Genomic DNA, 23,743 nt, shown 5'->3' with positions numbered 1-23,743 from the left:
GGCTGGGCGCTTATCCTTCGACCACTTCAAACGAATGGGTAATTTTCGCCGCTTTCTCCAGCATCAGCGCCACCGAGCAGTATTTCTCAGCGGACAAATCCACCGCACGCGACACCGCGGCTTCTTTTAGCTCTTTGCCGGTGACGATGAAGTGCAAATTAATGTGGGTAAACAGACGCGGAGCTTCTTCACGACGCTCAGAGGTCAACTTCACCTCACAATCGGTCACGTCATGACGCCCCTTTTGCAGAATCGATACCACGTCAATCGCGCTGCATCCGCCCGCTGCCATCAGCACCATTTCCATCGGGCTTGGCGCTTTGTCACCAGAGTTACCGTCCATCATGATTTGGTGGCCAGAAGCAGACTCCCCCAGGAAGGTTAAACCCTCAACCCATTTCACACGCGCTTGCATAATTGTTAACTCCAGAGTTGCAATTTTCCTGACAGATTACGCGCACATAACAATTCTCGCAACGGAAGGCGACGTGCGTCATGCTGAAGCGAGACACCAGGAGACACGCGGCAAAAGCTATGCTAAAACAGTCGGGATGCTACAGTAATACATTGAAGTACTGCATGTATGCAGAGGACATCACACTACAGGCTGCAGTAAAATCCGACAGCCGACTTCCCAGGCACAGGGAAGGATACGATTGCAAAGCCAGCGGCAGTGTTTTGTCTGCCACTGGAGACAGCTTATAACAGAGGATAACCGCGCATGGTGCTTGGCAAACCGCAAACAGACCCTACCCTTGAATGGTTCTTGTCTCATTGCCACATTCATAAGTACCCATCGAAGAGCACGCTGATTCACCAGGGTGAAAAAGCAGAAACGCTGTACTACATCGTGAAAGGCTCTGTTGCAGTACTCATCAAGGATGAAGAAGGTAAAGAGATGATCCTCTCTTACCTTAACCAGGGCGACTTTATCGGTGAGCTTGGCCTGTTCGAAGAAGGTCAGGAGCGTAGTGCCTGGGTTCGGGCGAAAACCGCTTGTGAAGTGGCCGAAATCTCCTACAAAAAATTCCGTCAGCTTATCCAGGTCAACCCGGATATTCTGATGCGCCTCTCCTCCCAGATGGCGCGTCGCCTGCAGGTCACCTCTGAAAAAGTGGGCAACCTGGCGTTCCTCGACGTAACCGGTCGTATCGCGCAGACGCTGCTGAACCTGGCGAAACAGCCTGATGCTATGACCCACCCGGACGGTATGCAAATTAAAATCACCCGTCAGGAAATCGGTCAGATCGTTGGCTGTTCACGTGAAACCGTGGGCCGTATTCTGAAAATGTTGGAAGATCAGAATCTGATCTCCGCCCACGGTAAAACTATCGTGGTCTACGGTACCCGCTAAGCCAGATTAACGGCGTATTGCCCTGGGGCAGTACGCCGTTTTTGTCTCTCCCCTCATGTGGCGCAGGCTGATTTATCACCCGGAAATTAACTACGCACTGCGACAAACGCTGGTGCTCTGTTTACCCGTGGCTATCGGTCTGGCTTTGGGGTATCTCAAGTACGGTCTGCTGTTTTCATTGGTTCCCGCCTGCTGCAACATTGCCGGGCTGGACACGCCCCACAAACGCTTCTTCAAACGGTTGATTATTGGCGGTTCGCTGTTTGCGGGCTGTAGCCTCGCGGTGCAGTTGTTACTGGCGCGTGACGTACCGCTGCCCATTATTCTGAGCGGGTTGGCGATGCTGCTCGGCGTTACCGCCGAAATCAGTTCTCTGCACGCGCGCCTGCTGCCCGCTTCGCTGATTGCCTCGATCTTCACCCTCAGCCTGGCAGGCAATATGCCAGTGTGGCAGCCGCTGCTGATTTACGCTCTCGGCACCCTGTGGTACGGCCTGTTTAACTGGTTCTGGTTCTGGATGTGGCGCGAACAGCCGCTGCGCGAATCCCTGAGCCTGCTCTATCGCCAGCTGGCGGATTATTGTGAAGCCAAATATAGCCTGCTGACCCAGCATACCGATCCGGAAAAAGCGCTGCCGCCACTGCTCACTCGACAGCAAAAAGCCGTCGACCTGATTACCCAGTGTTACCAGCAAATGCACATGCTGGCCGCCAACCAGAATCACGAATATAAGCGCCTGCTGCGCGCCTTCCAGATTGGCCTCGATCTGCAAGAACATATTTCGGTCAGCCTGCACCAGCCCGCAGAAGTGCAGAAACTGGTGGAACGCAGCCATGCTGAAGCGGTGATCCGCTGGAATGCGCAAACCATCGCCGCCCGGCTGCGGGTGATGGCCGATGACATCCTCTATCACCGTTTTCCGCAGCGCTTTAACATGGATAAACAAATTGGTGCTCTGGAAAAAATTGCCCATCAGCACCCGGATAATCCCGTCGGCCAGTTTTGCGCCTGGCATTTCAGCCGCATCGCCCGCGTATTGCGGATGCAACGCCCGCTGTACCCGCGCAATCTGATGGCTGATAACGAACGCCGTCTGCCGGTTTTCGCCGCGCTGAAAAGCTACCTGTCGTTTAAATCTCCGGCGCTGCGAAACGCGGCGCGAATCAGCGTGATGCTGAGCATCGCCAGCCTGATGGGAGCGGCGCTGAATCTTCCGAAACCGTACTGGATCCTGATGACCGTCCTGCTGGTAACGCAGAACGGCTACGGCGCAACGCGAGTGCGAATTTTTCACCGGGCCGCGGGCACGCTGGCCGGGCTAGTGATTGCCGCTGGCACCTTGCACTTCCACGTACCGGAAGGCTACACCCTGGCGTCCATGTTATTGATTACCCTTGCGAGCTATCTGATCATTCGTAAGAGCTACGGTTGGGCCACCGTGGGCTTTACGGTCACCGCGGTGTACACCATTCAGCTACTGACGCTCAACGGCGAACATTTCATTCTCGCCCGTCTTGTCGACACGGTAATTGGTTGTCTGATTGCCTTCGGTGGAATGGTCTGGCTGTGGCCGCAGTGGCAAAGTGGGCTCCTGCGTAAAAATGCCCAGCAGGCGCTGGAGGCCGACCAGGATGCCCTGCGGCTGATCCTCAGTAGCGACCCGCAGGCACCCACCCTGGCGTATCAGCGAATGCGTGTGAATCAGGCGCATAACGCGTTGTTCAACTCGCTGAATCAGGCGATGCAGGAACCGGGCTTTAACTCACATTATCTGGAGGACATGAAACTGTGGGTAACGCACAGCCAGTTTATCGTCGAGCATATCAATGCCATGACCACGCTGGCGCGCGAACACAACATGCTGACCAACGATTTGGCTCAGCGTTATTTACAGTCCTGCGAAATTGCGTTGCAACGCTGCCAACAGCGGCTGGAGTATGACGAGGCGGGAGGTAGCGGGGATGCGAATATCATGGAGTCTACGGACACGATGACGCATGGACCGCTCAGCACCATGGAACAGCATCTACAACGTATTCTGGGGCATCTGAACACCATGCACACCATCTCTTCAGTGGCATGGCGTCAGCGCCCACATCATGGGATTTGGTTGAAGAAGCGCGCTTAGCTTTTCACGACCTTCTTCACCGCAGCGGCAAAACGCGTCATCCCCTCGTCAATATCCGCCTCTTCCACCACCAGAGAAGGGGCAAAGCGCATTACGTCCGGCCCGGCGTTGAGCACCATTACACCTTCATGCGCGGCAGCGTGGAGGAAATCGCGTGCGCGGCCTTTGTACTGCGGCTTCAGCTCAGCGCCAATCAGCAAACCCATGCCGCGTACATCGCTGAAAACATCCAGCTCGGCGTCGATCTGTTGCAGATGCTTCACAAAACGCGCGCGCTTTGCATTTACGCCGTCCAGCACTTCTGGCGTGTTAATAATGTCAAACGCCGCCCCAGCCACCGCGCAGGCCAGTGGATTACCGCCATAGGTCGACCCGTGCGAACCGACGTGAAATGCGCTGGCTATCTCTTCGGTGGTCAGCACGGCGCTCACCGGGAAACCGCCGCCTAACGCTTTGGCACTGGTGAGAATATCCGGCGTCACGCCGTAATGCTGATAGGCAAACAGCGACCCGGTACGCCCCATGCCGCTCTGCACTTCATCAAACACTAACAGCGCCTGATGCTGGTCGCATAACTCGCGCAGCCCTTTGAGGAATTCAGGCGTGGCCGCCATCACCCCGCCTTCGCCCTGAATCGGCTCAACCACCACTGCGCAGGTGTGATCGTCCATCACCGCTTGCACCGCGTGCAGGTCGTTAAAGGGAACGTGGATGATATCGGCCGGTTTTGGCCCGAAGCCGTCGGAGTATTTAGGCTGTCCACCGACCGAAACGGTAAACAGCGAACGGCCGTGGAAGGCGTTGTGGAACGCGATGATTTTGGTTTTGTACGGGCTGTGGCGCGTAGAGGCATAGTAGCGCGCCAGTTTAAATGCCGTTTCATTGGCTTCCGTACCGGAGTTCATAAACACCACGCGCTCGGCAAACGTGGCGGCCACCAGCTTACGGCCCAAGCGCAGCGCCGGTTCATTGGTGAACACGTTGCTGGTATGCCACAGCGTTTCGCCCTGGCTTTTCAGCGCTTCTACCAGCGCCGGATGGCAATGCCCCAGCGCCGTGACTGCAATTCCCCCCGCGAAATCAACGAACTCGTTGCCCTGCTGATCCCACACCCGACTGCCCTTTCCCTTCACCGGGATAAACTCTGCCGGGGCATAGATGGGCAGGATCACTTCATCAAACGTAGCACGGGTAATTGCAGCCTGTTCAGTCGCCATGACATTCCTCTTATGCAGCAATGATTATGAAATAATAATCACGAAATATGCATAATAAATCACATCATGGCAAGGTGAATTATCGTTTCAGGAAGTTATCCAGCAGCTGATGGCCCTGCTCACTAAGGATACTTTCCGGGTGAAACTGCACCCCTTCGAGATCCCACTGGCGGTGGCGAATGCCCATGATCTCGCCACTTTCACTCTGGGCGGTTATTTCAAAATCAGCGGGCAGCGTGGGCGGGTCAATCAGCAGAGAATGGTAGCGTGTGACGATCAGCGGATTATTCAATCCGGCGAATACGCCCTGGCCGTTATGCGTTATCGGTGAGGTTTTACCGTGCATCACCTTTGCCGCACGGACAATGGTAGCACCCAATACTTGAGCAATCGCCTGATGGCCCAGGCACACGCCCAGAATCGGCGTTTTACCGGCGTAGTGACGAATCACCTCGAGCGATACGCCCGATTCATCCGGGGTACAGGGGCCGGGAGAAATCACGATTTTTGCCGGGGAAAGCCGGGCTATCTCATCCAGTGTGATGTCATCGTTGCGTCTGACCTGTACCTCGGCACCGAGTTCACAAAAGTACTGGTAAAGGTTCCAGGTAAACGAATCGTAGTTATCAATAAGCAGGATCATGGCGGCTCCGGTAACAGCAAACCGCGCTATTCTACTCAGTTTCCTGCGCTTCGCTCACCACTTTAGTGAACAGGGTAATCAGCGGCGCTAAATCGCCCAGCGCCCCGCTCTCATTCGCCTGGCTCCATGCCTGTGGGTCTATAACGCGCCAGTCCAACACGTAGCCCGCGTGAATGGCCAACTGTTCGAAGAACACCCGCTGCGCCCTGCCACTGCCGATAAAGAACGGGTGCAGGACGTTAATTTCGCAGTAATAGTGCGCCAGTCGACGGATAAACTCCGCTTTAGGCAGGCCGACGAGGTAATGCTCGTCTTCCAGCGCCTGCATCAGATCGTTGCCTTCATTTTCGATGTACTCGAAATGGCAGAAACGGATATCACCCCGGGAGATATCCACCTCACGCAGTTCTCCTGCCCAATCCCAGACATCCTGGAAAATCTGCTGGTGAATAGCACACAGCCACGGCAAACCACGATGCAGTGGGCCAAGCTCAAGGGTATCGACGCGTTGGGCAAAAAGCGCATCCTGGGCGTGAGGTTCAGGTACATCCAGCCGACAGCTGGCCTCAAACGAACGGCTACGCCGCTGTTCCCACAGACGGATTTTTTGCTTTTCGGTGAGCTTTTTCATCTGGACCTCCCTGACGGTTCCGCTTTTGCCACAAGTATAAGCAGCAATTTCGGATCACGCAGGAAGGCCCCGACTGAGAAGGTTTACGGCAGGACTTTCGCAGAAAGGATAACAACCGGTTTTGTCGGCACATTCTGGTAAGGACCGACGTCATGGGAGGCGACCTGAGAAATCTTGTCAGCCACGTCCATCCCTTTCACCACTTTACCAAATACCGCGTAGCCAAAGTCACGCTGGCCGTGGTCGAGGAAGGCGTTATCCGCTACGTTGATAAAGAACTGGCTGGTGGCGCTATCTTTATCCGCAGTACGCGCCATAGAAATGGTGCCGCGAGTGTTACGCAGGCCATTGTCAGCTTCGTTTTTAATCGGCGGGTTTGGCTGCTTCTGCTGCATCTGCTCGGTGAAACCGCCACCCTGAATCATGAAGCCTGGGATAACGCGGTGGAAAGTGGTGTTGTTATAAAAACCACTGTTCACATAGCTCACGAAGTTCTCGACGGAAACCGGCGCTTTCTGGCTGTTCAGCTCCAGCTCGATATTACCGGCGGAGGTGGTCAGCAGGACGTGCGGGGAGGCTGGAGCAGCCAGAGCAACGGGAGAGATAGCCGACATTGCAAGTACAGCCGCCACGGCAGCCAGAGTAGATTTGAGCATGTGAATTCCTTAAAACGGGAACGAGAGAGCCTGCGAATCGCTTGATTCTAAAAGGCTCTCGACGCGCAGACCAGCCTTTTACTAAAGTTTACGTATTTGTGACATTTATTACTTCGTCAGCAGGCAGCACTCCGGCAAAAAATCGTGATTAATATCACGATAGATTCGGAATTATTTCATCGTTTTCAGAATAAACCTTTGCCTCCGTCACTGTAATGCATAAAATCTGCCCACCCCGCGCATTGTCAATGCGTTTTACCGTTCTGTACACAGGCCAGTCATGACTAACAGCAACCGCATCAAGCTCACATGGATCAGCTTTTTCTCCTACGCCCTGACCGGGGCATTGGTTATTGTCACCGGTATGGTGATGGGAAATATCGCCGATTATTTCCATCTGCCGGTCTCCAGCATGAGCAATACCTTTACCTTCCTGAACGCCGGGATTTTGATTTCTATCTTCCTCAACGCCTGGCTGATGGAAATCGTGCCGCTGAAAACTCAACTGCGTTTCGGCTTTATTTTGATGGTGCTTGCCATCGCCGGTCTGATGACCAGCCACAGCCTTGCCCTGTTCTCCGCCTCGATGTTCGTGCTCGGGCTGGTCAGCGGGATAACCATGTCGATCGGTACGTTCCTGATTACTCACATGTATGAAGGCCGTCAGCGCGGCGCACGCCTGCTGTTTACCGACTCCTTCTTCAGCATGGCCGGGATGATTTTCCCAATGGTTGCCGCCTGGCTACTGGCGCGTAGCATCGAGTGGTACTGGGTGTATGCCTGCATCGGGCTGGTGTATGTCGCGATTTTCGGACTGACCTTCGGCTGTGATTTCCCGGTTCTGGGTAATAAAGCCGAAACCAGCGCGCAGCCGGTGGCAAAAGAGAAATGGGGTATCGGCGTGCTGTTCCTGTCGGTGGCGGCGCTGTGCTACATCCTCGGCCAGCTGGGCTTTATCTCCTGGGTGCCGGAATATGCCAAAGGTCTGGGTATGAGCCTCGGTGATGCCGGGCAGCTGGTGAGTGACTTCTGGATGTCGTATATGTTCGGCATGTGGGCGTTCAGCTTCATCCTGCGCTTCTTCGATTTGCAGCGTATTTTGACCGTGCTGGCAGGTATGGCCACGGTGCTGATGTACCTGTTCATCAACGGTTCGCCGGAGCACATGCCGTGGTTCATTCTGACCCTGGGCTTCTTCTCCAGTGCCATTTACACCTCCATCATCACCCTCGGCTCCTTGCAGACGAAAGTCGCCTCGCCGAAGCTGGTGAACTTCGTCCTGACCTGCGGCACCATCGGCACCATGCTGACCTTCGTGGTCACCGGCCCAATTGTGGCCCACAGCGGCCCGCTGGCGGCGCTGCATACCGCCAACGGTCTGTACGCGGTGGTCTTCGTGATGTGTCTGGTGCTGGGCTTTGTGAGCCGTCACCGCCAGCATAATGCGGCGGCAGCAAACCACTAAGTTTTGCCCTACGCCCCTTTACCACCGGTAAAGGGGCTGTTCCGCGTAAAGAACACCTCTTCCCCGCCGTTATCCATCTGCACCCAGGTTTGCGCCAGTTGGGTGCTCGCAATCACCCGCCCCTGGCGAATCGACCAGCGAACCGGCACCTGACAGCGCACCGCTTCAAACCCGTTTTCTGCCGGGAGGATAATCAGGTTCGCTGTGTTACCGACCTCAATCCCATAATCCGTCAGGCCAAAGGTTCTGGCGCTGTTATGGGTAATCAGGTGCAGCCCGTCATTAATTTGCTGATAGCCCATCATCTGACATACATGCAGCCCCATATGCAGCACCTGCAACATATTGCCTGTGCCCAGCGGGTACCACGGGTCAAACACATCATCATGACCAAAGCAGACGTTAATCCCTGCGCCCAGCAACTCCTTCACCCGCGTGATACCCCGGCGTTTCGGGTAATCATCGAACCGCCCTTGCAGATGAATATTCACCAGCGGGTTGGCGACAAAGTTAATCCCCGACAGTTTGAGCAAGCGGAACAGCCGCGAGGTATACGCCCCGTTATAGGAGTGCATGGCGGTGGTATGGCTGGCGGTCACACGCGGGCCAATGTCCTCTTTGAGCGCCAGCGCCGCGACGGTCTCGACAAACCGCGACTGTTCATCGTCGATTTCATCGCAATGTATATCCAGCGGCCGGTCATATTTCTTCGCCAGCGCAAAGGCGATGTGCAGCGACTCCACCCCATACTCGCGGGTAAATTCGAAATGCGGGATGGCACCCACCACATCCGCACCGAGCTGCAGCGCTTTCTCCAGCAGCGCCGCGCCATCAGGGTACGAGAGGATCCCCTCCTGTGGAAAGGCCACAATCTGCAACTCTACCCACGGGGCCACTTCCTGCTTCACTTCCAGCATGGCTTTCAACGCGGTCAGGGTCGGGTCGGATACGTCCACGTGGGTACGCACGAACTGAATGCCGTTGGCAATTTGCCATTTCAGCGTTTTCCACGCCCGGGCTTTTACGTCTTCGTGGGTAAGCATTGCCTTGCGCTCAGCCCAACGCTCAATGCCTTCAAACAGTGTGCCAGATTGATTCCAGTTAGGCTCCCCGGCGGTTTGGGTGGTATCGAGATGAATATGTGGTTCGATAAACGGGGGGATCGCCAGCCCGCCGCGTGCGTTGAGCACTTCCAAACTTTCGTGTCGGGTTTCCGCCATCGGTGTGATGGACTGGAAACGCCCGTTTTCAATCCCCAGCTGCCACAGTCCTTCGCGCCCCGGCAAACGCACATTCTCGATAATCCATAACGGTGTCGTGCTCATTATTACCCCCACATTTTGTGCATTTTTTCAGCAACAGAGAAACTTCTGGCATTTCCGTAACTTATAAAAATCCTGACAAATCAATTATCTACCCATTAGGGAGTAGGTAAAGGCGTATTTGATTCACATCAATAAGTAACGTAGCTGAATCGTTAAGGTAGGCGGTAATAGAAAAGAAATCGAGGCAAAAATGAGCAAAGTCAGACTCGCTATTATCGGTAACGGCATGGTCGGCCACCGCTTTATTGAGGATCTTCTCGATAAAGCCCCGGCAGATCAGTTTGAGATTACCGTCTTCTGTGAAGAACCCCGTATCGCCTACGACCGCGTGCATCTCTCATCTTACTTCTCTCACCACACGGCGGAAGAACTTTCGCTGGTTCGCGAAGGGTTCTACGAGAAGCATGGCGTTAAGGTGCTGATTGGCGAACGCGCTATCACCATTAACCGTCAGGAAAAGGTGATTCACTCAAGTGCGGGTCGGTCGGTGTTTTACGACAAACTGATCATGGCGACCGGTTCCTATCCGTGGATCCCGCCGATCAAAGGCTCTGATACCCAGGACTGCTTTGTTTACCGCACCATCGAAGATTTGAACGCCATCGAAGCCTGCGCCCGTCGCAGCAAACGCGGCGCGGTGGTCGGCGGTGGTCTGCTCGGTCTCGAAGCGGCTGGCGCACTGAAGAACCTCGGCGTCGAAACCCACGTGATCGAATTTGCCCCAATGCTGATGGCAGAGCAGCTCGACCCGATGGGCGGCGACCAGCTGAAGCGCAAAATCGAAAGCCTCGGCGTAAAAGTTCACACCAGCAAGAACACCAAAGAGATCGTCCAGGAAGGCACCGAAGCGCGTAAAACCATGCGCTTTGCCGATGGCAGCGAGCTCGAAATCGATTTTATCGTCTTCTCTACCGGCATTCGTCCCCGAGACAAACTGGCAACCCAGTGTGGCCTGGCAACCGGCCAGCGCGGCGGCATCATGGTGAATGACACCTGCCAGACCTCCGACCCGGATATCTACGCCATCGGCGAATGCGCCAGCTGGAACAACCGCGTGTACGGCCTGGTCGCACCGGGCTACAAAATGGCGCAGGTGGCGGTCGATCATATTCTCGGCAAAGCAAACGTGTTTGAAGGCGCAGATCTCAGCGCCAAGCTGAAACTGCTCGGCGTCGACGTCGGCGGGATTGGCGATGCGCATGGTCGCACCCCAGGCGCACGCAGCTACGTGTACCTCGACGAAAGCAAAGAAGTCTACAAACGTCTGATCGTCAGCCCGGATAACAAAACCCTGCTCGGTGCGGTGCTGGTCGGTGATACCAGCGACTTCGGCAACCTGCTGCAGCTGGTGCTGAATGCCATTGAGCTGCCGGAAAATCCGGATGCACTGATCCTGCCTGCTCATGCAGCGGGCGGCAAACCGGCGATCGGCGTCGATAAACTGCCAGACAGCGCGCAGATTTGTTCCTGCTTCGACGTCACTAAAGGTGATCTCGTCAGCGCCATCAACAACGGGTGTCACACCGTGGCGGCACTGAAAGCCGAAACCAAAGCCGGGACTGGCTGCGGCGGCTGTATTCCCCTGGTTACGCAGGTGCTGAATGCAGAACTGGCGAAACAGGGCATTGAGGTCAACCACAACCTCTGCGAACACTTCGCCTTCTCCCGCCAGGAGCTGTATCACCTGATTCGCGTGGAAGGCATCAAAACCTTCGACGACCTGCTGAAAAAATATGGCAAAGGTTACGGCTGCGAAGTGTGTAAGCCGACCGTCGGTTCCCTGCTGGCCTCCTGCTGGAATGAGTACGTGCTCAAACCACAGCACACGCCGTTGCAGGATACCAACGACAACTTCCTCGCCAACATTCAGAAAGACGGTACCTACTCGGTTATCCCACGTTCTCCCGGCGGCGAAATCACCCCGGACGGCCTGATGGCAGTCGGTCGTATTGCACAAGATTTTAATCTTTACACCAAAATCACCGGCTCTCAGCGTATCGGCCTGTTCGGCGCGCAGAAAGATGACCTGCCGGAAATCTGGCGTCAGCTGATTGAAGCCGGATTTGAAACCGGTCATGCCTATGCCAAAGCACTGCGAATGGCGAAAACCTGCGTCGGCAGCACCTGGTGCCGCTACGGCGTGGGCGACAGCGTGGGCTTCGGCGTCGAGCTGGAACACCGCTACAAGGGTATCCGCACCCCGCACAAAATGAAGTTCGGCGTGTCCGGCTGTACCCGCGAATGTGCGGAAGCGCAGGGCAAAGATGTCGGCATCATCGCGACCGAAAAAGGCTGGAACCTGTACGTCTGCGGCAACGGCGGCATGAAGCCGCGTCACGCGGATCTGCTGGCCGCCGATCTCGATAAAGAAACACTGATCAAATATCTCGACCGCTTCATGATGTTCTACATCCGCACCGCAGATAAACTGACCCGTACCGCGCCGTGGCTCGATAATCTGGAAGGCGGTATCGACTACCTGAAAGCCGTTATCATCGACGATAAGCTCGGCCTGAACGATCATCTGGAAGAAGAACTGGCGCGCCTGCGCGACCTGTTCGCCTGCGAATGGACCGAGACCGTCAACGATCCGGCGGCGCAGGGTCGCTTTAAACACTTCGTGAACAGCGCACAGCGCGACCCGAACGTGCAGATTGTGCCTGAACGTCAACAGCATCGCCCGGCCACGCCGTACGAGCGCATCCCGGTCACTCTGGTGGAGGAAAACGTATGAGCTGGGTAACTATCTGTAATATCGACGCTATTCTGCCCGCAACCGGCGTTTGCGCACTGCTTGGTCAGGAACAGGTGGCCATTTTCCGCCCGCATCATGACCAACAGCTTTTCGCCATCAGCAACATCGACCCGTTCTTCGAGTCCAGCGTGCTGTCTCGCGGCCTGATCGCCGAGCACAACGGCGAGCTGTGGGTCGCCAGTCCGTTGAAAAAACAGCGTTTCCGTCTCAGTGACGGGTTGTGCATGGAAGATGAAAGTCACTCCATTGCACATTTTGAGGTGCGCGTGAAAGACGGTCAGGTACAATTGAAAGCCTGATAACCCCTTCCGGCGGCATTCTGCCGCCGGAGTTGTTTTCCTCCTGTATCTGCGAGACACCATGGATCACTTACCCATTTTCTGTCAGCTGCACGACCGTGACTGCCTGTTAGTCGGCGGCGGCGACGTGGCGGAACGCAAAGCCCGTCTGCTGCTCGAGGCGGGCGCTCGCCTGACCGTTAACGCGAAAGACTTCGTGCCGCAGTTTCAGGTGTGGGCCGATAACGGAAGGCTCACACTGGTGGAAGGTGAGTTTGATAGCGCGCTGCTCGACTGCTGTTGGCTGGCCATCGCCGCCACCGATGACGATGCGGTGAATGCCCGCGTCAGCGCAGAAGCAGAGCAACGCCGGATTTTCTGTAACGTGGTCGATGCCCCGAAACAGGCCAGCTTCATCATGCCGTCGATTATCGACCGTTCCCCGCTAATGGTGGCCGTCTCGTCCGGTGGAACATCTCCGGTTCTGGCGCGCCTGCTGCGGGAAAAGCTCGAAGCGATGCTGCCGCAGCATCTGGGTCAGGTGGCACACTTTGCCGGACAGTTACGCAGCCGGGTAAAACAACACTTTGCCAACATGGGCGACCGTCGCCGCTTCTGGGAAAAACTGTTTGTGAACGATCGCCTGGCACAATCGCTGGCGAATCAGGACGCCAAAGCGGTGGCAGAAATCACTGAACAGTTGCTCGACGCGCCGCTGGATAACCGCGGTGAAGTGGTGCTGGTGGGTGCCGGGCCGGGCGATGCCGGGCTGCTGACGCTGAAAGGCTTACAGCAAATCCAGCAGGCGGACATCGTGGTTTATGACCGTCTGGTATCGGATGAAATCATGAATCTGGTACGCCGCGATGCGGACCGGGTATTCGTCGGCAAACGCGCGGGCTATCACTGTGTGCCGCAGGAAGAGATCAACCAAATCCTGCTACGGGAAGCGCAGAAAGGCAAACGCGTGGTGCGTCTCAAAGGCGGCGATCCGTTTATTTTCGGTCGCGGTGGGGAAGAACTGGAAACGCTGTGCCAGGCTGGGCTCCCCTTCTCGGTGGTGCCCGGCATCACCGCGGCGTCGGGCTGTTCAGCTTACGCCGGCATTCCGCTGACTCATCGCGATTACGCGCAAAGTGTACGACTGGTTACGGGTCATCTTAAAACCGGTAGCGAACTCGACTGGCACAACCTGGCGGCGGAGAAGCAAACGCTGGTGTTCTATATGGGATTGAATCAGGCCGCGACCATACAAGCCAAGCTCGCCGAACACGGTATGCCGCTTGATATGCCTGTCGCGCTGGTGGAAAACGGCACTACCGTTAGCCAACGCGTGGTCAGCGGTGAACTGGCCCAGTTAAGCGTTCTGGCGCAGCAGGTTGCCAGCCCGGCGCTGATTATCGTAGGCAGGGTCGTTGAACTGCGTAATAAATTAAACTGGTTTTCACATCATTAAATACCCAGCCTGATGCCGGCAATATGTCGGCATCAGAATCATTCTTTTTAAAATGATATTTCCCCTCTATATATTCACGACAATGTTATATCCACATCCGGACACGGGTAAATAGCAATAGTCGTTGTCGCGCCAATCATAATTCTTTAAATTCACACGCCGCTGATGATTAACGTGCCTCGTTTAACCATCGTACGACGGAATTTATTTTCAATATTTAAGGGATTATCGAATGAAACACACTATCAAAATGATCGCTTTACTGGCGGCGCTCAGCACGCTGACTGCCTGTACTGGTCATGTAGAAAACAGAAGCAAAAGCTGTGGTTATGATTACTTACTGCATCCTGCCATTTCTATTTCGCGCATCATTGGCGGCTGTGGCCCGGCAGACGAAAAATAATTAACTTTCTGCACAAATAAAAAAACCGGGAAACGTGTCCCGGTTTTTTTATTTCTACTGACGCTTACGGCCTGGCGACAAAACCAATTGCTTCGTACACCGCTTTTAATGTTTCAGCCGCCTGCGCGCTCGCCTTCTGCGCACCTTCACGCATTATCTTCTGCAACAACTCATCGTCATTACGGAAGCGGTTATAACGCTCCTGCAGCTCGGTCAACATACCGGAAACGGCTTCAGCCACTTCGCCTTTCAGATGACCATACATTTTGCCTTCAAAGTGCTGCTCCAGCTCTGGAATGCTCTGGCCAGTCACGCCGGACAGAATATCCAGCAGGTTGGAAACCCCCGCTTTGTTCTGCACGTCATAACGAATCACCGGCGGCTCTTCGGAATCCGTCATCGCGCGTTTGATTTTCTTCACCACCGATTTCGGATCTTCCAGCAGGCCGATCACGTTGTTACGGTTATCGTCAGATTTGGACATCTTCTTGGTCGGTTCCAGCAGCGACATCACGCGTGCGCCAGATTTCGGAATGAACGGCTCAGGCACTTTGAACACCTCACCGTACAGCGCGTTAAAACGCTGGGCGATATCGCGACTCAGTTCCAGATGCTGTTTCTGATCTTCACCGACCGGGACCTGATTGGTCTGGTACAGCAGAATGTCGGCCGCCATCAGCACCGGATAGTCGAACAGACCCGCGTTGATGTTCTCGGCATAGCGAGCAGACTTGTCTTTAAACTGCGTCATGCGGCTCAGCTCGCCGAAGTAGGTGTAGCAGTTCAGCGCCCAACCCAGCTGAGCGTGCTCTGGCACGTGCGACTGGACGAAGATGGTGCTCTTCTCAGGATCGATACCGCAGGCCAGATACAACGCCAATGTATCCAGCGTCGCTTTACGCAGTTTCTCGGGATCCTGACGGGCGGTAATGGCATGCAGGTCAACGATGCAGTAGATGCAATGGTAATCGTCCTGCATGTTCACCCATTGACGCAGCGCACCCATATAGTTGCCAATGGTCAATTCGCCAGACGGCTGTGCGCCACTAAATACGATGGGCTTAGTCATTTTTCACTTCCTGAATTTCACTGTGCGGGAGCCCGAGAGCGGGCAACAAATCGTTAAAATGGTCAAATACAAAGTCGGGATGGCTATCGGCAATCGCTTCGCCGTAGTTGTAGCCGTAGGTCAGGCCTACGGAACAGCAGCCCGCGGCGGACGCCGCCTGAATATCATTGCGTGAATCACCGACAAACAACAGTGCGCCAGGCGTCAGACCCAGTTTATCGGCCAGCAGCAGCAACGGTTCCGGATGCGGCTTTTTGTTCTGCACATCATCCCCGCCGATCACCACGGAGAAGTATTTGGCGATATCCAGCGCCTCAAGCAGAGGGGCGACGAAAGGCGACGGTTTATTGGTGACCAGACCCAGCGGCAGGCCTTTGGCGTGCAGTGCGTCCAGGGTTTCCGCCACCGCCGGGAACAGATAGCTCCCTTCTTCGGCAAATTCCGCGTAGTAGCGATCAAAAAGCTTACGCAACACACGCAATTGTTCATCTTGCGGGATATCGTTATGATCAACCGACGGCTTACCCTGCGCCTTACGCTGGGTGGCGCGCTCTTGACGAGCCCAATTCAGCGCCCGCTCCATCAGCACGTCAGCCCCGTTGCCAATCCAGGTAATGACGCGCTCTTCGCCTGCGGTCGGCAGTTCCAACGCATACAGGGCGCTGTCTACCGCGGCGGTTAAGCCCGGCGCGCTGTCGACCAGCGTTCCATCGAGGTCAAACGCTACGCCCCGAATCGCTTCTAATTTACTCATGACTTACCTTTGCCAGTTCACTGCGCATGTCATCAATCACTTTCTTGTAGTCCGGCTGGTCAAAAATGGCCGAACCGGCAACAAACATATCGGCACCCGCGGCAGCAATCTCGCCAATGTTATTGGCCTTCACTCCGCCATCGACTTCCAGGCGAATGTCGAGCCCGGAGATATCAATCCGACGGCGCACTTCACGCAGCTTATCGAGAGTGTGTGGAATAAAAGACTGACCGCCGAAGCCGGGGTTCACGGACATCAGCAGGATAACGTCCAGCTTGTCCATCACGTGATCCAGATAGCTCAGCGGCGTCGCCGGATTCAGCACCAGGCCGGCCTTGCAACCGTGTTCTTTAATCAGCTGCAAAGAGCGATCGACATGGTCGGAGGCTTCGGGATGGAAGGTGATGATGCTGGCACCTGCGGCGGCGAAATCAGGAATGATGCGGTCAACGGGTTTGACCATCAGGTGGACGTCAATCGGAGCGGTGATGCCGTAGTTACGCAGTGCTTTGAGCACCATCGGGCCCATCGTCAGATTGGGCACATAGTGGTTGTCCATTACGTCGAAGTGGACGACATCGCCACCTGCCGCCAGGGCTTTGGCGGTATCTTCACCCAGACGGGCAAAGTCTGCCGACAGAATCGAAGGGGCAATCAAATACTGTTTCATCCGCATCTCCTTGAAAACGATTATGGGGTGGTTGGGCGATACAGCGCCAACAGTTCATCCACCTTTTTGCGCGTCCCGCCGTTGCTGCTGATGCTGCGACGGACCTTGACCTGAAAATGTTTTGCTTCTTTGTACCACTCACGCGTATCCGGCGTGTCATGGTTCGAAATTAACACTGGAATTTGGTTGCTGACCAGTTTTTCTGCCATTTCGGCCAGGTGCTTCTGCTGGTCGGGCGTAAAGCTATTGGTGTGATACGCGGTAAAATTTGCGGTCGCCGACAGTGGCGCATACGGCGGATCGCAGTACACCACCGAGTCTTTGCTGGCCATCGCCATGCATTCCTCGTAGGACATGCAGTAAAACTCTGCGCTCTGCGCCTTAAGGGCAAAATGCTTCAGCTCAGCTTCCGGGAAATACGGTTTTTTGTAACGGCCAAACGGCACGTTAAATTCGCCTTTGAGGTTATAGCGGCACAGACCGTTATAACCATGACGATTCAGATACAGGAACAGCACCGCACGACGCAGTGGCTCCCGGCACTGATTGAACTCACTGCGCAACTGGTAATAGATTTCGGCATTGTTATTGGCAGGAACGAACATCAAACGTGCGGCTTCGACATACTCGGCGGTACGCGTTTTAACGATGTTGTAGAGGTCAATCAGGTCGCTGTTGATGTCCGCGAGGATATAACGGGAATAGCGGGTGTTCAGAAACACAGAACCCGCACCAACAAAGGGCTCAATCAGACATTCGCCGTCAGGCAGATGTTTTTCAATATCGTTCAGCAGAGGATATTTTCCCCCTGCCCATTTCAAAAAAGCGCGATTTTTTTTCATGCTGTCTGGCTACTTACACTTTCTCAGGCTGAGGAGAAAAGCTCCTGCAGCATTCTGCGCTTAAAAACACATTCGCCTTCAGCCCGCAAAAGCAGACTGAAGGCGCTGTGTCATGTACTGCTATTGTTTCAGATCGGACTGCACCTGATGCAGCGGCTTAGCCCACGGGTTTTTCGCCTGAACATCAGCCGGCAGCGCGGCAACGGCGCGTTTCGCTTCATCTTTCGTCGCATAGGTACCGCTGACCAGCACATACCAAGGCTGCCCGTTACGGGTAGTCTGATAAACCACGTATTTCTGGATTTTCTCTTTTCTTGCCCAGTTGTTCAGGTTGTCATAGTTTGACGAGCTGCTGAGCTGTAGGGTGTAGTGATTAGCCGGTGCGCCTTTCAACGACGCCACATCACCACTTTCTTTACCCGCAGCAGTCGCGGCAGGCGTCGTTGCGGCTGGCGCAGTCGCAGCGGCTGTCGCGGTTGGTGCTGCAGTGGTGGCCGCCGGTTTAGTCGCGGCTGGTTTCGCCGGTTCTGCCGCTGGTGCGGTGGTTTTCGCCGGAGCGCTGGTGGCAGCCGTTTCGGTACGCTTAGGCTGCTGAGCGACCGGTTTAGGCTCGGTGGCTTTCGCCGTGGCCTGCGGTTTGCTCTGCGGCTTCGGTTCGATCACCGCGTGTTTACGCTCTGGACGGGTCGTGGCAGCCGGTGCCGTTGTTGCGGCAGGGCTAGTTGTCTGACGCGGCGCGCTACCGTTACGCACAGGTGCGACGGTGGCAGGCTCGGTCGGCAGTGTCGAATTCGCGACCGCGCCGTCAAGCTGACCTTGCTGCTGAGTCAACGCGTTGTTCAGGTCGCCCTGCACTTCGACACGCTGCTGACCTTGCGGTACGGCAGTGTTCTGACCCTGAGTGGGGGTTGATGAAATCGGCGGCAGCGAAACATCCTGCTGCGGATTGGTGGCAGTCTGATTGGCAGGCGTTGCGCCCGGTGCAGGCTGTGCGCCATTAGCCTGATCGGCTGACGCACCGTCGTTAGCACCAAGATCAATACTCTTCGCATCGCCTGAGGCCTGCTCGTTGGACGTCGATGGGGCTTTCAGTGCAGAGCCAATCCCGACGATCAGCAGCAGCAGAACCAGAATACCGACGCCCATCATGATGTACTGGCGGGAGGCTGGCTTACTGGCAGGCATTTTTTTACGTTTACGCGGACGGCGCTCGACTTGCTCTTCCGCCTCAGCGTCTTCTTCAGAATCGTAATACTCTTCTTCGTCTAAACGTTCCGCGCGTTCTTCACGCTCATCGCGTGCTTTACGGGTACGCGCCGGGCGACGCTCATCGGCATCGAGATCGACATCATCGAAGTTGATCTGTTGATCGTTTTCACGATCGGAAGACTGACGGGAACGACCAGCACGACGATCGCTGGGATCGGGCTTCAGATCGTCTTCTGGTTTGAATTCATCCATTTAACACCCCACTAAAAGGCTTATGCCAACCACACTTGCACATCACCTGAAGTTAAACGCCGCAACGGCGGCATGACCTTTCTTATTAGTTACGCCTGCTGACAGTCAGCAATAGCGCCAAGAACCACATCGTGCGCAACACCACCACGCACTTCACTTTTGCCAATCGAAAGCGGCAAAACTAAACGCATCTCACCGGCGAGCACCTTTTTATCCCGCAGCATGTGCGGCAGGTACGCATCGGGAGACATTTCACGCGGGCCACAAACCGGCAGTTTCGCCCGTTTGAGCAGAGCGATAATCCGCTGCGTGTCTTGTGCCTCAAACTGACCGAGGCGCTCAGAAGCACGTGCTGCCATGACCATTCCGGCCGCGACAGCTTCACCGTGAAGCCAGTTACCGTAGCCCATTTCGGCTTCGATAGCGTGACCAAAGGTGTGCCCCAGATTCAGTAAAGCACGTAAGCCCGTTTCCCGCTCGTCTGCGGCAACAACTTCGGCTTTCAGCTCACAACAGCGACGAATACAGTACGCCATCGCCTTTTCATCGAGTGCCATCAGCGCATCAATGTTGTTTTCGAGCCAGGAGAAAAATTCTGCATCCAGAATGATACCGTACTTAATCACCTCGGCCAGGCCAGAGGAGAGTTCACGCGCAGGGAGCGTTTTCAGGCAATCAAGATCGATAACCACATTCACCGGCTGCCAGAAGGCACCAATCATGTTTTTACCGAGGGGATGGTTAACGGCCGTTTTGCCGCCAACGGAGGAATCAACCTGTGATAACAGGGTGGTTGGCACCTGGATAAAGCGTATGCCGCGCTGATAGCTGGCAGCCGCAAATCCGGTGAGATCGCCTACCACACCGCCACCGAGGGCAATCAGCGTGGTATCACGACCGTGAGGTTTTTTCAGTAACGCCGTGAAGACGGTATCCATTACTGCCAGCGTCTTGTATTGCTCACCGTCAGGAATGATTACGCTGTCGACGTTAACGCCAGCCTGTTCGAGCACTGAACGCACCTTGTCCAGATAGACAGGTGCCAGCGTTTCGTTGGTGACCAACATGACCTGGTCGCCCGATTTCAGTGGCAGGAAAGAAGCTGGATCGTTAAACAAACCAGCCGCGATGGTAATCGGGTAACTACGTTCCCCGAGAGTTACTGTGAGCCTCTCCATAACGCGACGTCCACCTTGGTTACTTACATTCACTGGCAATGTGCACGCAATCCTTCAGGCTGCTTGCTGGTCGGTAGCTTTCGCGCCCCGTTTGCTGACAGATGTCAGCAAGAGTTCACGCCGTTGCCGCCAGGATGCAGCTTGAACGATTTCGTATAGCGTTGACCAGTATCAGTTACTTTCCAGCATGTTAATGATCTGGTTTGCCACCACTTTCGCGCTCTGATCGTCAGTGCGGATAGTGACATCGGCAATTTCTTCGTACAAAGGATTGCGTTCGCCAGCCAGCGCTTCCAGAACTTCACGCGGAGGCGTTTCAACCTGCAGCAGCGGACGTTTTTTGTCGCGTTGCGTACGAGCGAGCTGTTTTTCGATCGTGGTTTCCAGATACACCACGACGCCGCGAGCGGACAGACGATTACGCGTTTCACGGGATTTCACAGAGCCGCCGCCAGTAGCCAGCACAATACCCTGTTTTTCCGTCAACTCGTTGATGATCTTCTCTTCGCGGTCACGGAAACCTTCTTCGCCTTCTACGTCGAAGACCCAGCCTACGTCAGCGCCGGTGCGTTTCTCGATCTCTTGATCAGAATCGTAGAATTCCATATTGAGCTGTTGGGCTAACTGGCGCCCAATAGTGCTTTTGCCGGCACCCATAGGCCCAACCAGAAAGATATTGCGTTTCTCTGCCATTTTTTCGGTACTACTAAGACTATTTCGTTAATAATAAACCCGCGACGCGAACCACACGGCGACGCCAGGCATGAACTGAAACCTCATATGCGATAGTGCGAGAGTCAGACCGAAAATTATCTCAATACTCCGGCAGGTTTGGCAACTCTAATCATTACCGGATTTTTTAGGGGACCGACTCTCAAATCGGTACTCCTTGTATGCTAAATCCGGCCTCACGTCAAACACCTGAAACGTGTTCACTGTGAAAAAGAGTGCCAATAAAAGGCTTATTGCGCAGAAATAATACGCGGGGTAATGAACACCACCAGCTCGCGGCGCTCACTATCTTTTCCGTCATGACGGAATAACTGCCCTAGCCAGGGGATATCGCCCAGGAGTGGAATGCTGTCTCGCCCGGACTTTTTCTTTTGCGAGAAGATGCCGCCCAATGCCAGCGTTTCACCACTTTTAACCTCTACCTGCGTCTCGATTTCCTGGGTATCAATGGCCAGCACTTCGCCATCTGCCTGCTGCAATACCTGCCCCGGCATATCTTCCGTTATCTTCAATTTAAGGCGTATGCGGTCTTTTTGCAGCACGGTGGGCGTGACTTCCATCCCGAGAACCGCTTCCTTAAATTCCACCGAGGTAGCCCCACTTTCCCCGCTCGATACCTGATACGGAATTTCCGTGCCTTGCTTGATGCTGGCGGGTTGTAAGTGCGAAGTCAGCAAATGCGGGCTGGCGATAATCTCCAGCTGCTGCTGTTGTTCCAACGCCGAGAGCTCCAGCTCCAGCAGCCTGCCGCCAATTTTGCCGATGTTAAAACCGGCGTGAGTGGTCGCATTCGCCACCGAAAGATCGCTGTTAAGCGTGGTCATCTGCCCGGAACCGACGCTGCCTTCTGCATCGGCTAGGTTCCATTTCACGCCCAACTCGCGCAGGCTCTTTTCATTAATTGTTACGATATGCGCGGTCAACTCGACCTGCCCGACTGGCAAATCCATCTCACTGACCCAGGCGAGCAGGTCCGTCAGATGCGGTTGATCATCACGAACCAGCAGACGATTAGTGCGCTTATCAACCGTCATCGTGCCTCTGGCACTGAGCATTTTTTCTCCGGCTTTCGCCAGTTCCGTCGCATCAGCGTATTGCAAAGAAACGCTTTGTCCTTGCAGCGGTAACGTTTGTAAGCGCTTCTGGCTGTCGGCGTCGCTCTGCGCCTTTTTCTCCGCCAGCCAGGCTTTGGTATGCACAAACAACACGTTGCCCTGCGTTTCCAGCCCTAACCCCGCGCTACCGGTGACCGTCTGCAATGCCACTTTCCACGGCACATCAGTGAGCTGCAACGAGATCTGCCCGTTAACGTCCGGGGCGATAACGATATTCCGCTCGCCGAGCGCCGCGATAGCCTGAAGCACCTGACTGACCGGAACATCATCCACCGCCAGCGACACCGTTTTTTCTTTTGCCGGGACCGCCGCCGCCACCAGCAGGATCCCCAACAGCATCCTTCGCATCATCTTTCGTTCCCTCTTTCAGCCAGCGCCACTGCGAGGTTTCGCAATCTGCGTCGGCAGCCATGTCCATCTGCTCTGGCTGAATGCCAGACACAACCCAACCGTTATCCAGCCGCTGCCCTTTTATCAGGCGTCGCCATTTTCCGCTGGCATCGCGCACGATCCCCGTTCGCTGTTCGCCGAGGCTAACCATGCCCTGGTAATGCCAGAGCATCATCTGCGAAACGGCACAGCGGTCTTCCGGCGGCAGAAACGGGTCACGCATCCCCAACAACAGCGGCAGAGTAAGCGCCATCGGTACACGCCAGTCAGTCATCGCCGAGGGCCTCAAGCTGGAGCGTCACTTTCAGCCGCTGTCGTTCCGGCACAATACTGAATCCCCGTACCGACTGACCACGTTCCGCCAGCTGTATAAATAGCGGGGGAATACTCTGCCAGTTAGCCTCCAGAGCCAGCTCACCGCCTGCGCCTACTGGTTGCCAACTCACGAGATGGCTGTCTTCGGTATCGAAATCGAGAGCCGAAAAGGGTTTGGCTGGTGAGGCTGGTTCAACAGAATTAACACCCCGCAGCGGCATCATTTTCTGCCACTGTGAACTGAGCGGCACCGGCATCTCGTCGCTGATGACCTCACGATGGCAGTAAACCCCCAGCGCCATTAACAGCCCGACCATCACTAGCCCTATGCCGAGGCGAATACGGGGTGAGAAATCACACCAGCGTTCAGCGAGATTTCCCATCGCCGCCCTCCGCCTGTAGCTGATAGCTAAACTGCCAGCGCCCCTGCGCATCCCGAAGCATGGCTCCCGGGCTCACGGCGCGAAACCCTGGCAGGCTGCGTGCCGCCGTATCTACCTGTGACAGCGCGGGAAAGCGGTTAGCGAGCCCCGTAAAGCTGAAAGCGTTGCCCTGCCATGTCACCGCCGTCAGCCACGCCTGTTCAGGGAGATGTTCAGCTAAACGCTGCAGCGTGGATTGCCAGCGTCGGGTGAGTGCCCGCTCTTGACGCTGGGCCTCGACGCTTTCCCGCCGTTCGAACTCAGCATGCAATTGCTGTTCCCGCTGAATTAATGCCTGAAGCAGCGCCCGATCATTTTGCCGCCGCAGCACTTGCTCTTTCTGCTGGTGCATCTGCCCGGCCCGCCCGGCGAAAACCAGCATTAACGCGATTAGCCAGGCACCGACAAACAGCAGTCCCCAGAGACGCACACACTGCCGCCGACGCTGTTCACGCCAGCGCAGTAAATTCACTGGCCGCGCCAT

24 protein-coding genes are annotated in these 23,743 nt (G+C 55.4%); 7 read left to right on the top strand and 17 right to left on the bottom strand.

Annotated features, from left to right (window positions below; all coding sequences use genetic code 11):
* Nucleotides 1-10: 10 nt before the first annotated feature.
* Nucleotides 11-415, bottom strand: a complete 405-nt coding sequence (locus tag SIK69_RS05170; RefSeq protein ID WP_319785582.1) for an OsmC family protein — start codon at nucleotides 413-415, stop codon at nucleotides 11-13.
* A gap of 306 nt (nucleotides 416-721) precedes the next feature.
* Between SIK69_RS05170 and crp the strand changes: the two genes are divergently transcribed.
* Together crp and SIK69_RS05160 are read left to right on the top strand one after the other, a co-directional pair.
* Nucleotides 722-1,354: a cAMP-activated global transcriptional regulator CRP gene (gene crp, locus SIK69_RS05165; protein WP_000242758.1), complete on the top strand. Its 633-nt coding sequence runs from the start codon at nucleotides 722-724 to the stop codon at nucleotides 1,352-1,354.
* Between the two features lie 55 nt (nucleotides 1,355-1,409).
* Nucleotides 1,410-3,482 carry a YccS/YhfK family putative transporter gene (locus SIK69_RS05160; RefSeq protein WP_319785581.1) on the top strand — a complete coding sequence of 691 codons (2,073 nt, stop codon included), beginning with the start codon at nucleotides 1,410-1,412 and terminating at the stop codon, nucleotides 3,480-3,482.
* On the opposite strand, the gene argD is transcribed toward SIK69_RS05160, so the two are convergent.
* From argD to ppiA, 4 genes are all read right to left on the bottom strand, one after another.
* On the bottom strand, nucleotides 3,479-4,699 hold the full coding sequence (argD, locus tag SIK69_RS05155; RefSeq protein WP_319785580.1) for a bifunctional acetylornithine/succinyldiaminopimelate transaminase: 1,221 nt from the start codon (nucleotides 4,697-4,699) through the stop codon (nucleotides 3,479-3,481). The genes SIK69_RS05160 and argD overlap by 4 nt on opposite strands.
* Before the next feature lie 79 nt (nucleotides 4,700-4,778).
* Complete coding sequence (gene pabA, locus SIK69_RS05150; RefSeq protein ID WP_319785579.1) at nucleotides 4,779-5,342, bottom strand: aminodeoxychorismate synthase component 2; 564 nt, start codon at nucleotides 5,340-5,342, stop codon at nucleotides 4,779-4,781.
* A 31-nt stretch (nucleotides 5,343-5,373) separates the two neighbouring features.
* The gene (locus SIK69_RS05145; protein ID WP_319785578.1) at nucleotides 5,374-5,973 is read right to left on the bottom strand and encodes a putative adenosine monophosphate-protein transferase Fic; all 600 of its coding nucleotides are present in this window, start codon (nucleotides 5,971-5,973) and stop codon (nucleotides 5,374-5,376) included.
* A gap of 83 nt (nucleotides 5,974-6,056) precedes the next feature.
* The gene (gene ppiA / locus SIK69_RS05140; protein ID WP_319627001.1) at nucleotides 6,057-6,629 is read right to left on the bottom strand and encodes a peptidylprolyl isomerase A; all 573 of its coding nucleotides are present in this window, start codon (nucleotides 6,627-6,629) and stop codon (nucleotides 6,057-6,059) included.
* A gap of 280 nt (nucleotides 6,630-6,909) precedes the next feature.
* Between ppiA and tsgA the strand changes: the two genes are divergently transcribed.
* On the top strand, nucleotides 6,910-8,094 hold the full coding sequence (tsgA, locus tag SIK69_RS05135; protein WP_319627002.1) for an MFS transporter TsgA: 1,185 nt from the start codon (nucleotides 6,910-6,912) through the stop codon (nucleotides 8,092-8,094).
* 8 nt (nucleotides 8,095-8,102) lie between these two features.
* On the opposite strand, the gene SIK69_RS05130 is transcribed toward tsgA, so the two are convergent.
* The gene (locus SIK69_RS05130; protein WP_319627003.1) at nucleotides 8,103-9,419 is read right to left on the bottom strand and encodes a cytosine deaminase; all 1,317 of its coding nucleotides are present in this window, start codon (nucleotides 9,417-9,419) and stop codon (nucleotides 8,103-8,105) included.
* Nucleotides 9,420-9,609: 190 nt separating this feature from the next.
* On the opposite strand from SIK69_RS05130, the gene nirB reads away from it, so the two are divergent.
* From nirB to SIK69_RS05110, 4 genes are all read left to right on the top strand, one after another.
* Nucleotides 9,610-12,153 (top strand): nitrite reductase large subunit NirB, encoded by a 2,544-nt coding sequence (gene nirB / locus SIK69_RS05125; RefSeq protein ID WP_319785577.1) that lies wholly within the window; start codon nucleotides 9,610-9,612, stop codon nucleotides 12,151-12,153.
* Nucleotides 12,150-12,473, top strand: a complete 324-nt coding sequence (gene nirD, locus SIK69_RS05120; RefSeq protein ID WP_319627005.1) for a nitrite reductase small subunit NirD — start codon at nucleotides 12,150-12,152, stop codon at nucleotides 12,471-12,473. The genes nirB and nirD overlap by 4 nt, the downstream gene beginning before the upstream one ends.
* A 61-nt stretch (nucleotides 12,474-12,534) precedes the next feature.
* Complete coding sequence (gene cysG / locus SIK69_RS05115; RefSeq protein WP_319785576.1) at nucleotides 12,535-13,908, top strand: siroheme synthase CysG; 1,374 nt, start codon at nucleotides 12,535-12,537, stop codon at nucleotides 13,906-13,908.
* A 232-nt stretch (nucleotides 13,909-14,140) separates the two neighbouring features.
* Nucleotides 14,141-14,311 carry a YhfL family protein gene (locus SIK69_RS05110; protein ID WP_319627007.1) on the top strand — a complete coding sequence of 57 codons (171 nt, stop codon included), beginning with the start codon at nucleotides 14,141-14,143 and terminating at the stop codon, nucleotides 14,309-14,311.
* A gap of 64 nt (nucleotides 14,312-14,375) precedes the next feature.
* Here SIK69_RS05110 and trpS read toward each other — a convergent pair whose 3' ends face one another.
* The 11 genes from trpS to SIK69_RS05055 form a co-directional block, all read right to left on the bottom strand.
* Complete coding sequence (gene trpS / locus SIK69_RS05105; RefSeq protein ID WP_319627008.1) at nucleotides 14,376-15,380, bottom strand: tryptophan--tRNA ligase; 1,005 nt, start codon at nucleotides 15,378-15,380, stop codon at nucleotides 14,376-14,378.
* Nucleotides 15,373-16,134, bottom strand: coding sequence for a phosphoglycolate phosphatase (gph, locus tag SIK69_RS05100; protein WP_319627009.1), 762 nt, complete (start codon nucleotides 16,132-16,134; stop codon nucleotides 15,373-15,375). The genes trpS and gph overlap by 8 nt, the downstream gene beginning before the upstream one ends.
* Nucleotides 16,127-16,804: a ribulose-phosphate 3-epimerase gene (rpe, locus tag SIK69_RS05095; RefSeq protein WP_319627010.1), complete on the bottom strand. Its 678-nt coding sequence runs from the start codon at nucleotides 16,802-16,804 to the stop codon at nucleotides 16,127-16,129. Before rpe ends, gph begins: the two co-directional genes overlap by 8 nt.
* A gap of 20 nt (nucleotides 16,805-16,824) precedes the next feature.
* Nucleotides 16,825-17,646 (bottom strand): adenine-specific DNA-methyltransferase, encoded by an 822-nt coding sequence (dam, locus tag SIK69_RS05090; RefSeq protein ID WP_319627011.1) that lies wholly within the window; start codon nucleotides 17,644-17,646, stop codon nucleotides 16,825-16,827.
* A 120-nt stretch (nucleotides 17,647-17,766) separates the two neighbouring features.
* On the bottom strand, nucleotides 17,767-19,107 hold the full coding sequence (gene damX / locus SIK69_RS05085; protein ID WP_319785575.1) for a cell division protein DamX: 1,341 nt from the start codon (nucleotides 19,105-19,107) through the stop codon (nucleotides 17,767-17,769).
* Nucleotides 19,108-19,196: 89 nt separating this feature from the next.
* Nucleotides 19,197-20,285: a 3-dehydroquinate synthase gene (aroB, locus tag SIK69_RS05080; RefSeq protein ID WP_319627013.1), complete on the bottom strand. Its 1,089-nt coding sequence runs from the start codon at nucleotides 20,283-20,285 to the stop codon at nucleotides 19,197-19,199.
* 171 nt (nucleotides 20,286-20,456) lie between these two features.
* A complete protein-coding gene (gene aroK / locus SIK69_RS05075; RefSeq protein WP_312628434.1) occupies nucleotides 20,457-20,978 on the bottom strand; it encodes a shikimate kinase AroK in 522 nt (173 codons plus the stop codon).
* A 269-nt stretch (nucleotides 20,979-21,247) separates the two neighbouring features.
* Nucleotides 21,248-22,471 (bottom strand): DNA uptake porin HofQ, encoded by a 1,224-nt coding sequence (gene hofQ / locus SIK69_RS05070; RefSeq protein ID WP_374941350.1) that lies wholly within the window; start codon nucleotides 22,469-22,471, stop codon nucleotides 21,248-21,250.
* Nucleotides 22,398-22,796: a HofP DNA utilization family protein gene (locus SIK69_RS05065; RefSeq protein WP_319785574.1), complete on the bottom strand. Its 399-nt coding sequence runs from the start codon at nucleotides 22,794-22,796 to the stop codon at nucleotides 22,398-22,400. Before SIK69_RS05065 ends, hofQ begins: the two co-directional genes overlap by 74 nt.
* A complete protein-coding gene (locus tag SIK69_RS05060) occupies nucleotides 22,789-23,220 on the bottom strand; it encodes a HofO family protein (RefSeq protein WP_319627015.1) in 432 nt (143 codons plus the stop codon). Before SIK69_RS05060 ends, SIK69_RS05065 begins: the two co-directional genes overlap by 8 nt.
* On the bottom strand, nucleotides 23,204-23,743 hold the full coding sequence (locus SIK69_RS05055; protein WP_319785573.1) for a PilN domain-containing protein: 540 nt from the start codon (nucleotides 23,741-23,743) through the stop codon (nucleotides 23,204-23,206). The genes SIK69_RS05060 and SIK69_RS05055 overlap by 17 nt, the downstream gene beginning before the upstream one ends.

The sequence above is a fragment of the Scandinavium lactucae genome (assembly GCF_033843265.1).
Taxonomy (GTDB): Bacteria; Pseudomonadota; Gammaproteobacteria; order Enterobacterales; family Enterobacteriaceae; genus Scandinavium; species Scandinavium lactucae.
Note: the sequence above shows the minus strand (reverse complement) of the source record. Positions and strands in the feature narration are given on the sequence as shown.

Bases quoted from the DNA above. Each gene is read 5' to 3' on its own strand.
- SIK69_RS05170 (WP_319785582.1), bottom strand. From the start codon at position 415: ATGCAAGCGCGTGTGAAATGGGTTGAGGGTTTAACCTTCCTGGGGGAG.
- crp (WP_000242758.1), top strand. From the start codon at position 722: ATGGTGCTTGGCAAACCGCAAACAGACCCTACCCTTGAATGGTTCTTG.
- SIK69_RS05160 (WP_319785581.1), top strand. From the start codon at position 1,410: ATGTGGCGCAGGCTGATTTATCACCCGGAAATTAACTACGCACTGCGA.
- argD (WP_319785580.1), bottom strand. From the start codon at position 4,699: ATGGCGACTGAACAGGCTGCAATTACCCGTGCTACGTTTGATGAAGTG.
- pabA (WP_319785579.1), bottom strand. From the start codon at position 5,342: ATGATCCTGCTTATTGATAACTACGATTCGTTTACCTGGAACCTTTAC.
- SIK69_RS05145 (WP_319785578.1), bottom strand. From the start codon at position 5,973: ATGAAAAAGCTCACCGAAAAGCAAAAAATCCGTCTGTGGGAACAGCGG.
- ppiA (WP_319627001.1), bottom strand. From the start codon at position 6,629: ATGCTCAAATCTACTCTGGCTGCCGTGGCGGCTGTACTTGCAATGTCG.
- tsgA (WP_319627002.1), top strand. From the start codon at position 6,910: ATGACTAACAGCAACCGCATCAAGCTCACATGGATCAGCTTTTTCTCC.
- SIK69_RS05130 (WP_319627003.1), bottom strand. From the start codon at position 9,419: ATGAGCACGACACCGTTATGGATTATCGAGAATGTGCGTTTGCCGGGG.
- nirB (WP_319785577.1), top strand. From the start codon at position 9,610: ATGAGCAAAGTCAGACTCGCTATTATCGGTAACGGCATGGTCGGCCAC.
- nirD (WP_319627005.1), top strand. From the start codon at position 12,150: ATGAGCTGGGTAACTATCTGTAATATCGACGCTATTCTGCCCGCAACC.
- cysG (WP_319785576.1), top strand. From the start codon at position 12,535: ATGGATCACTTACCCATTTTCTGTCAGCTGCACGACCGTGACTGCCTG.
- SIK69_RS05110 (WP_319627007.1), top strand. From the start codon at position 14,141: ATGAAACACACTATCAAAATGATCGCTTTACTGGCGGCGCTCAGCACG.
- trpS (WP_319627008.1), bottom strand. From the start codon at position 15,380: ATGACTAAGCCCATCGTATTTAGTGGCGCACAGCCGTCTGGCGAATTG.
- gph (WP_319627009.1), bottom strand. From the start codon at position 16,134: ATGAGTAAATTAGAAGCGATTCGGGGCGTAGCGTTTGACCTCGATGGA.
- rpe (WP_319627010.1), bottom strand. From the start codon at position 16,804: ATGAAACAGTATTTGATTGCCCCTTCGATTCTGTCGGCAGACTTTGCC.
- dam (WP_319627011.1), bottom strand. From the start codon at position 17,646: ATGAAAAAAAATCGCGCTTTTTTGAAATGGGCAGGGGGAAAATATCCT.
- damX (WP_319785575.1), bottom strand. From the start codon at position 19,107: ATGGATGAATTCAAACCAGAAGACGATCTGAAGCCCGATCCCAGCGAT.
- aroB (WP_319627013.1), bottom strand. From the start codon at position 20,285: ATGGAGAGGCTCACAGTAACTCTCGGGGAACGTAGTTACCCGATTACC.
- aroK (WP_312628434.1), bottom strand. From the start codon at position 20,978: ATGGCAGAGAAACGCAATATCTTTCTGGTTGGGCCTATGGGTGCCGGC.
- hofQ (WP_374941350.1), bottom strand. From the start codon at position 22,471: ATGCTGTTGGGGATCCTGCTGGTGGCGGCGGCGGTCCCGGCAAAAGAA.
- SIK69_RS05065 (WP_319785574.1), bottom strand. From the start codon at position 22,796: ATGACTGACTGGCGTGTACCGATGGCGCTTACTCTGCCGCTGTTGTTG.
- SIK69_RS05060 (WP_319627015.1), bottom strand. From the start codon at position 23,220: ATGGGAAATCTCGCTGAACGCTGGTGTGATTTCTCACCCCGTATTCGC.
- SIK69_RS05055 (WP_319785573.1), bottom strand. From the start codon at position 23,743: ATGGCGCGGCCAGTGAATTTACTGCGCTGGCGTGAACAGCGTCGGCGG.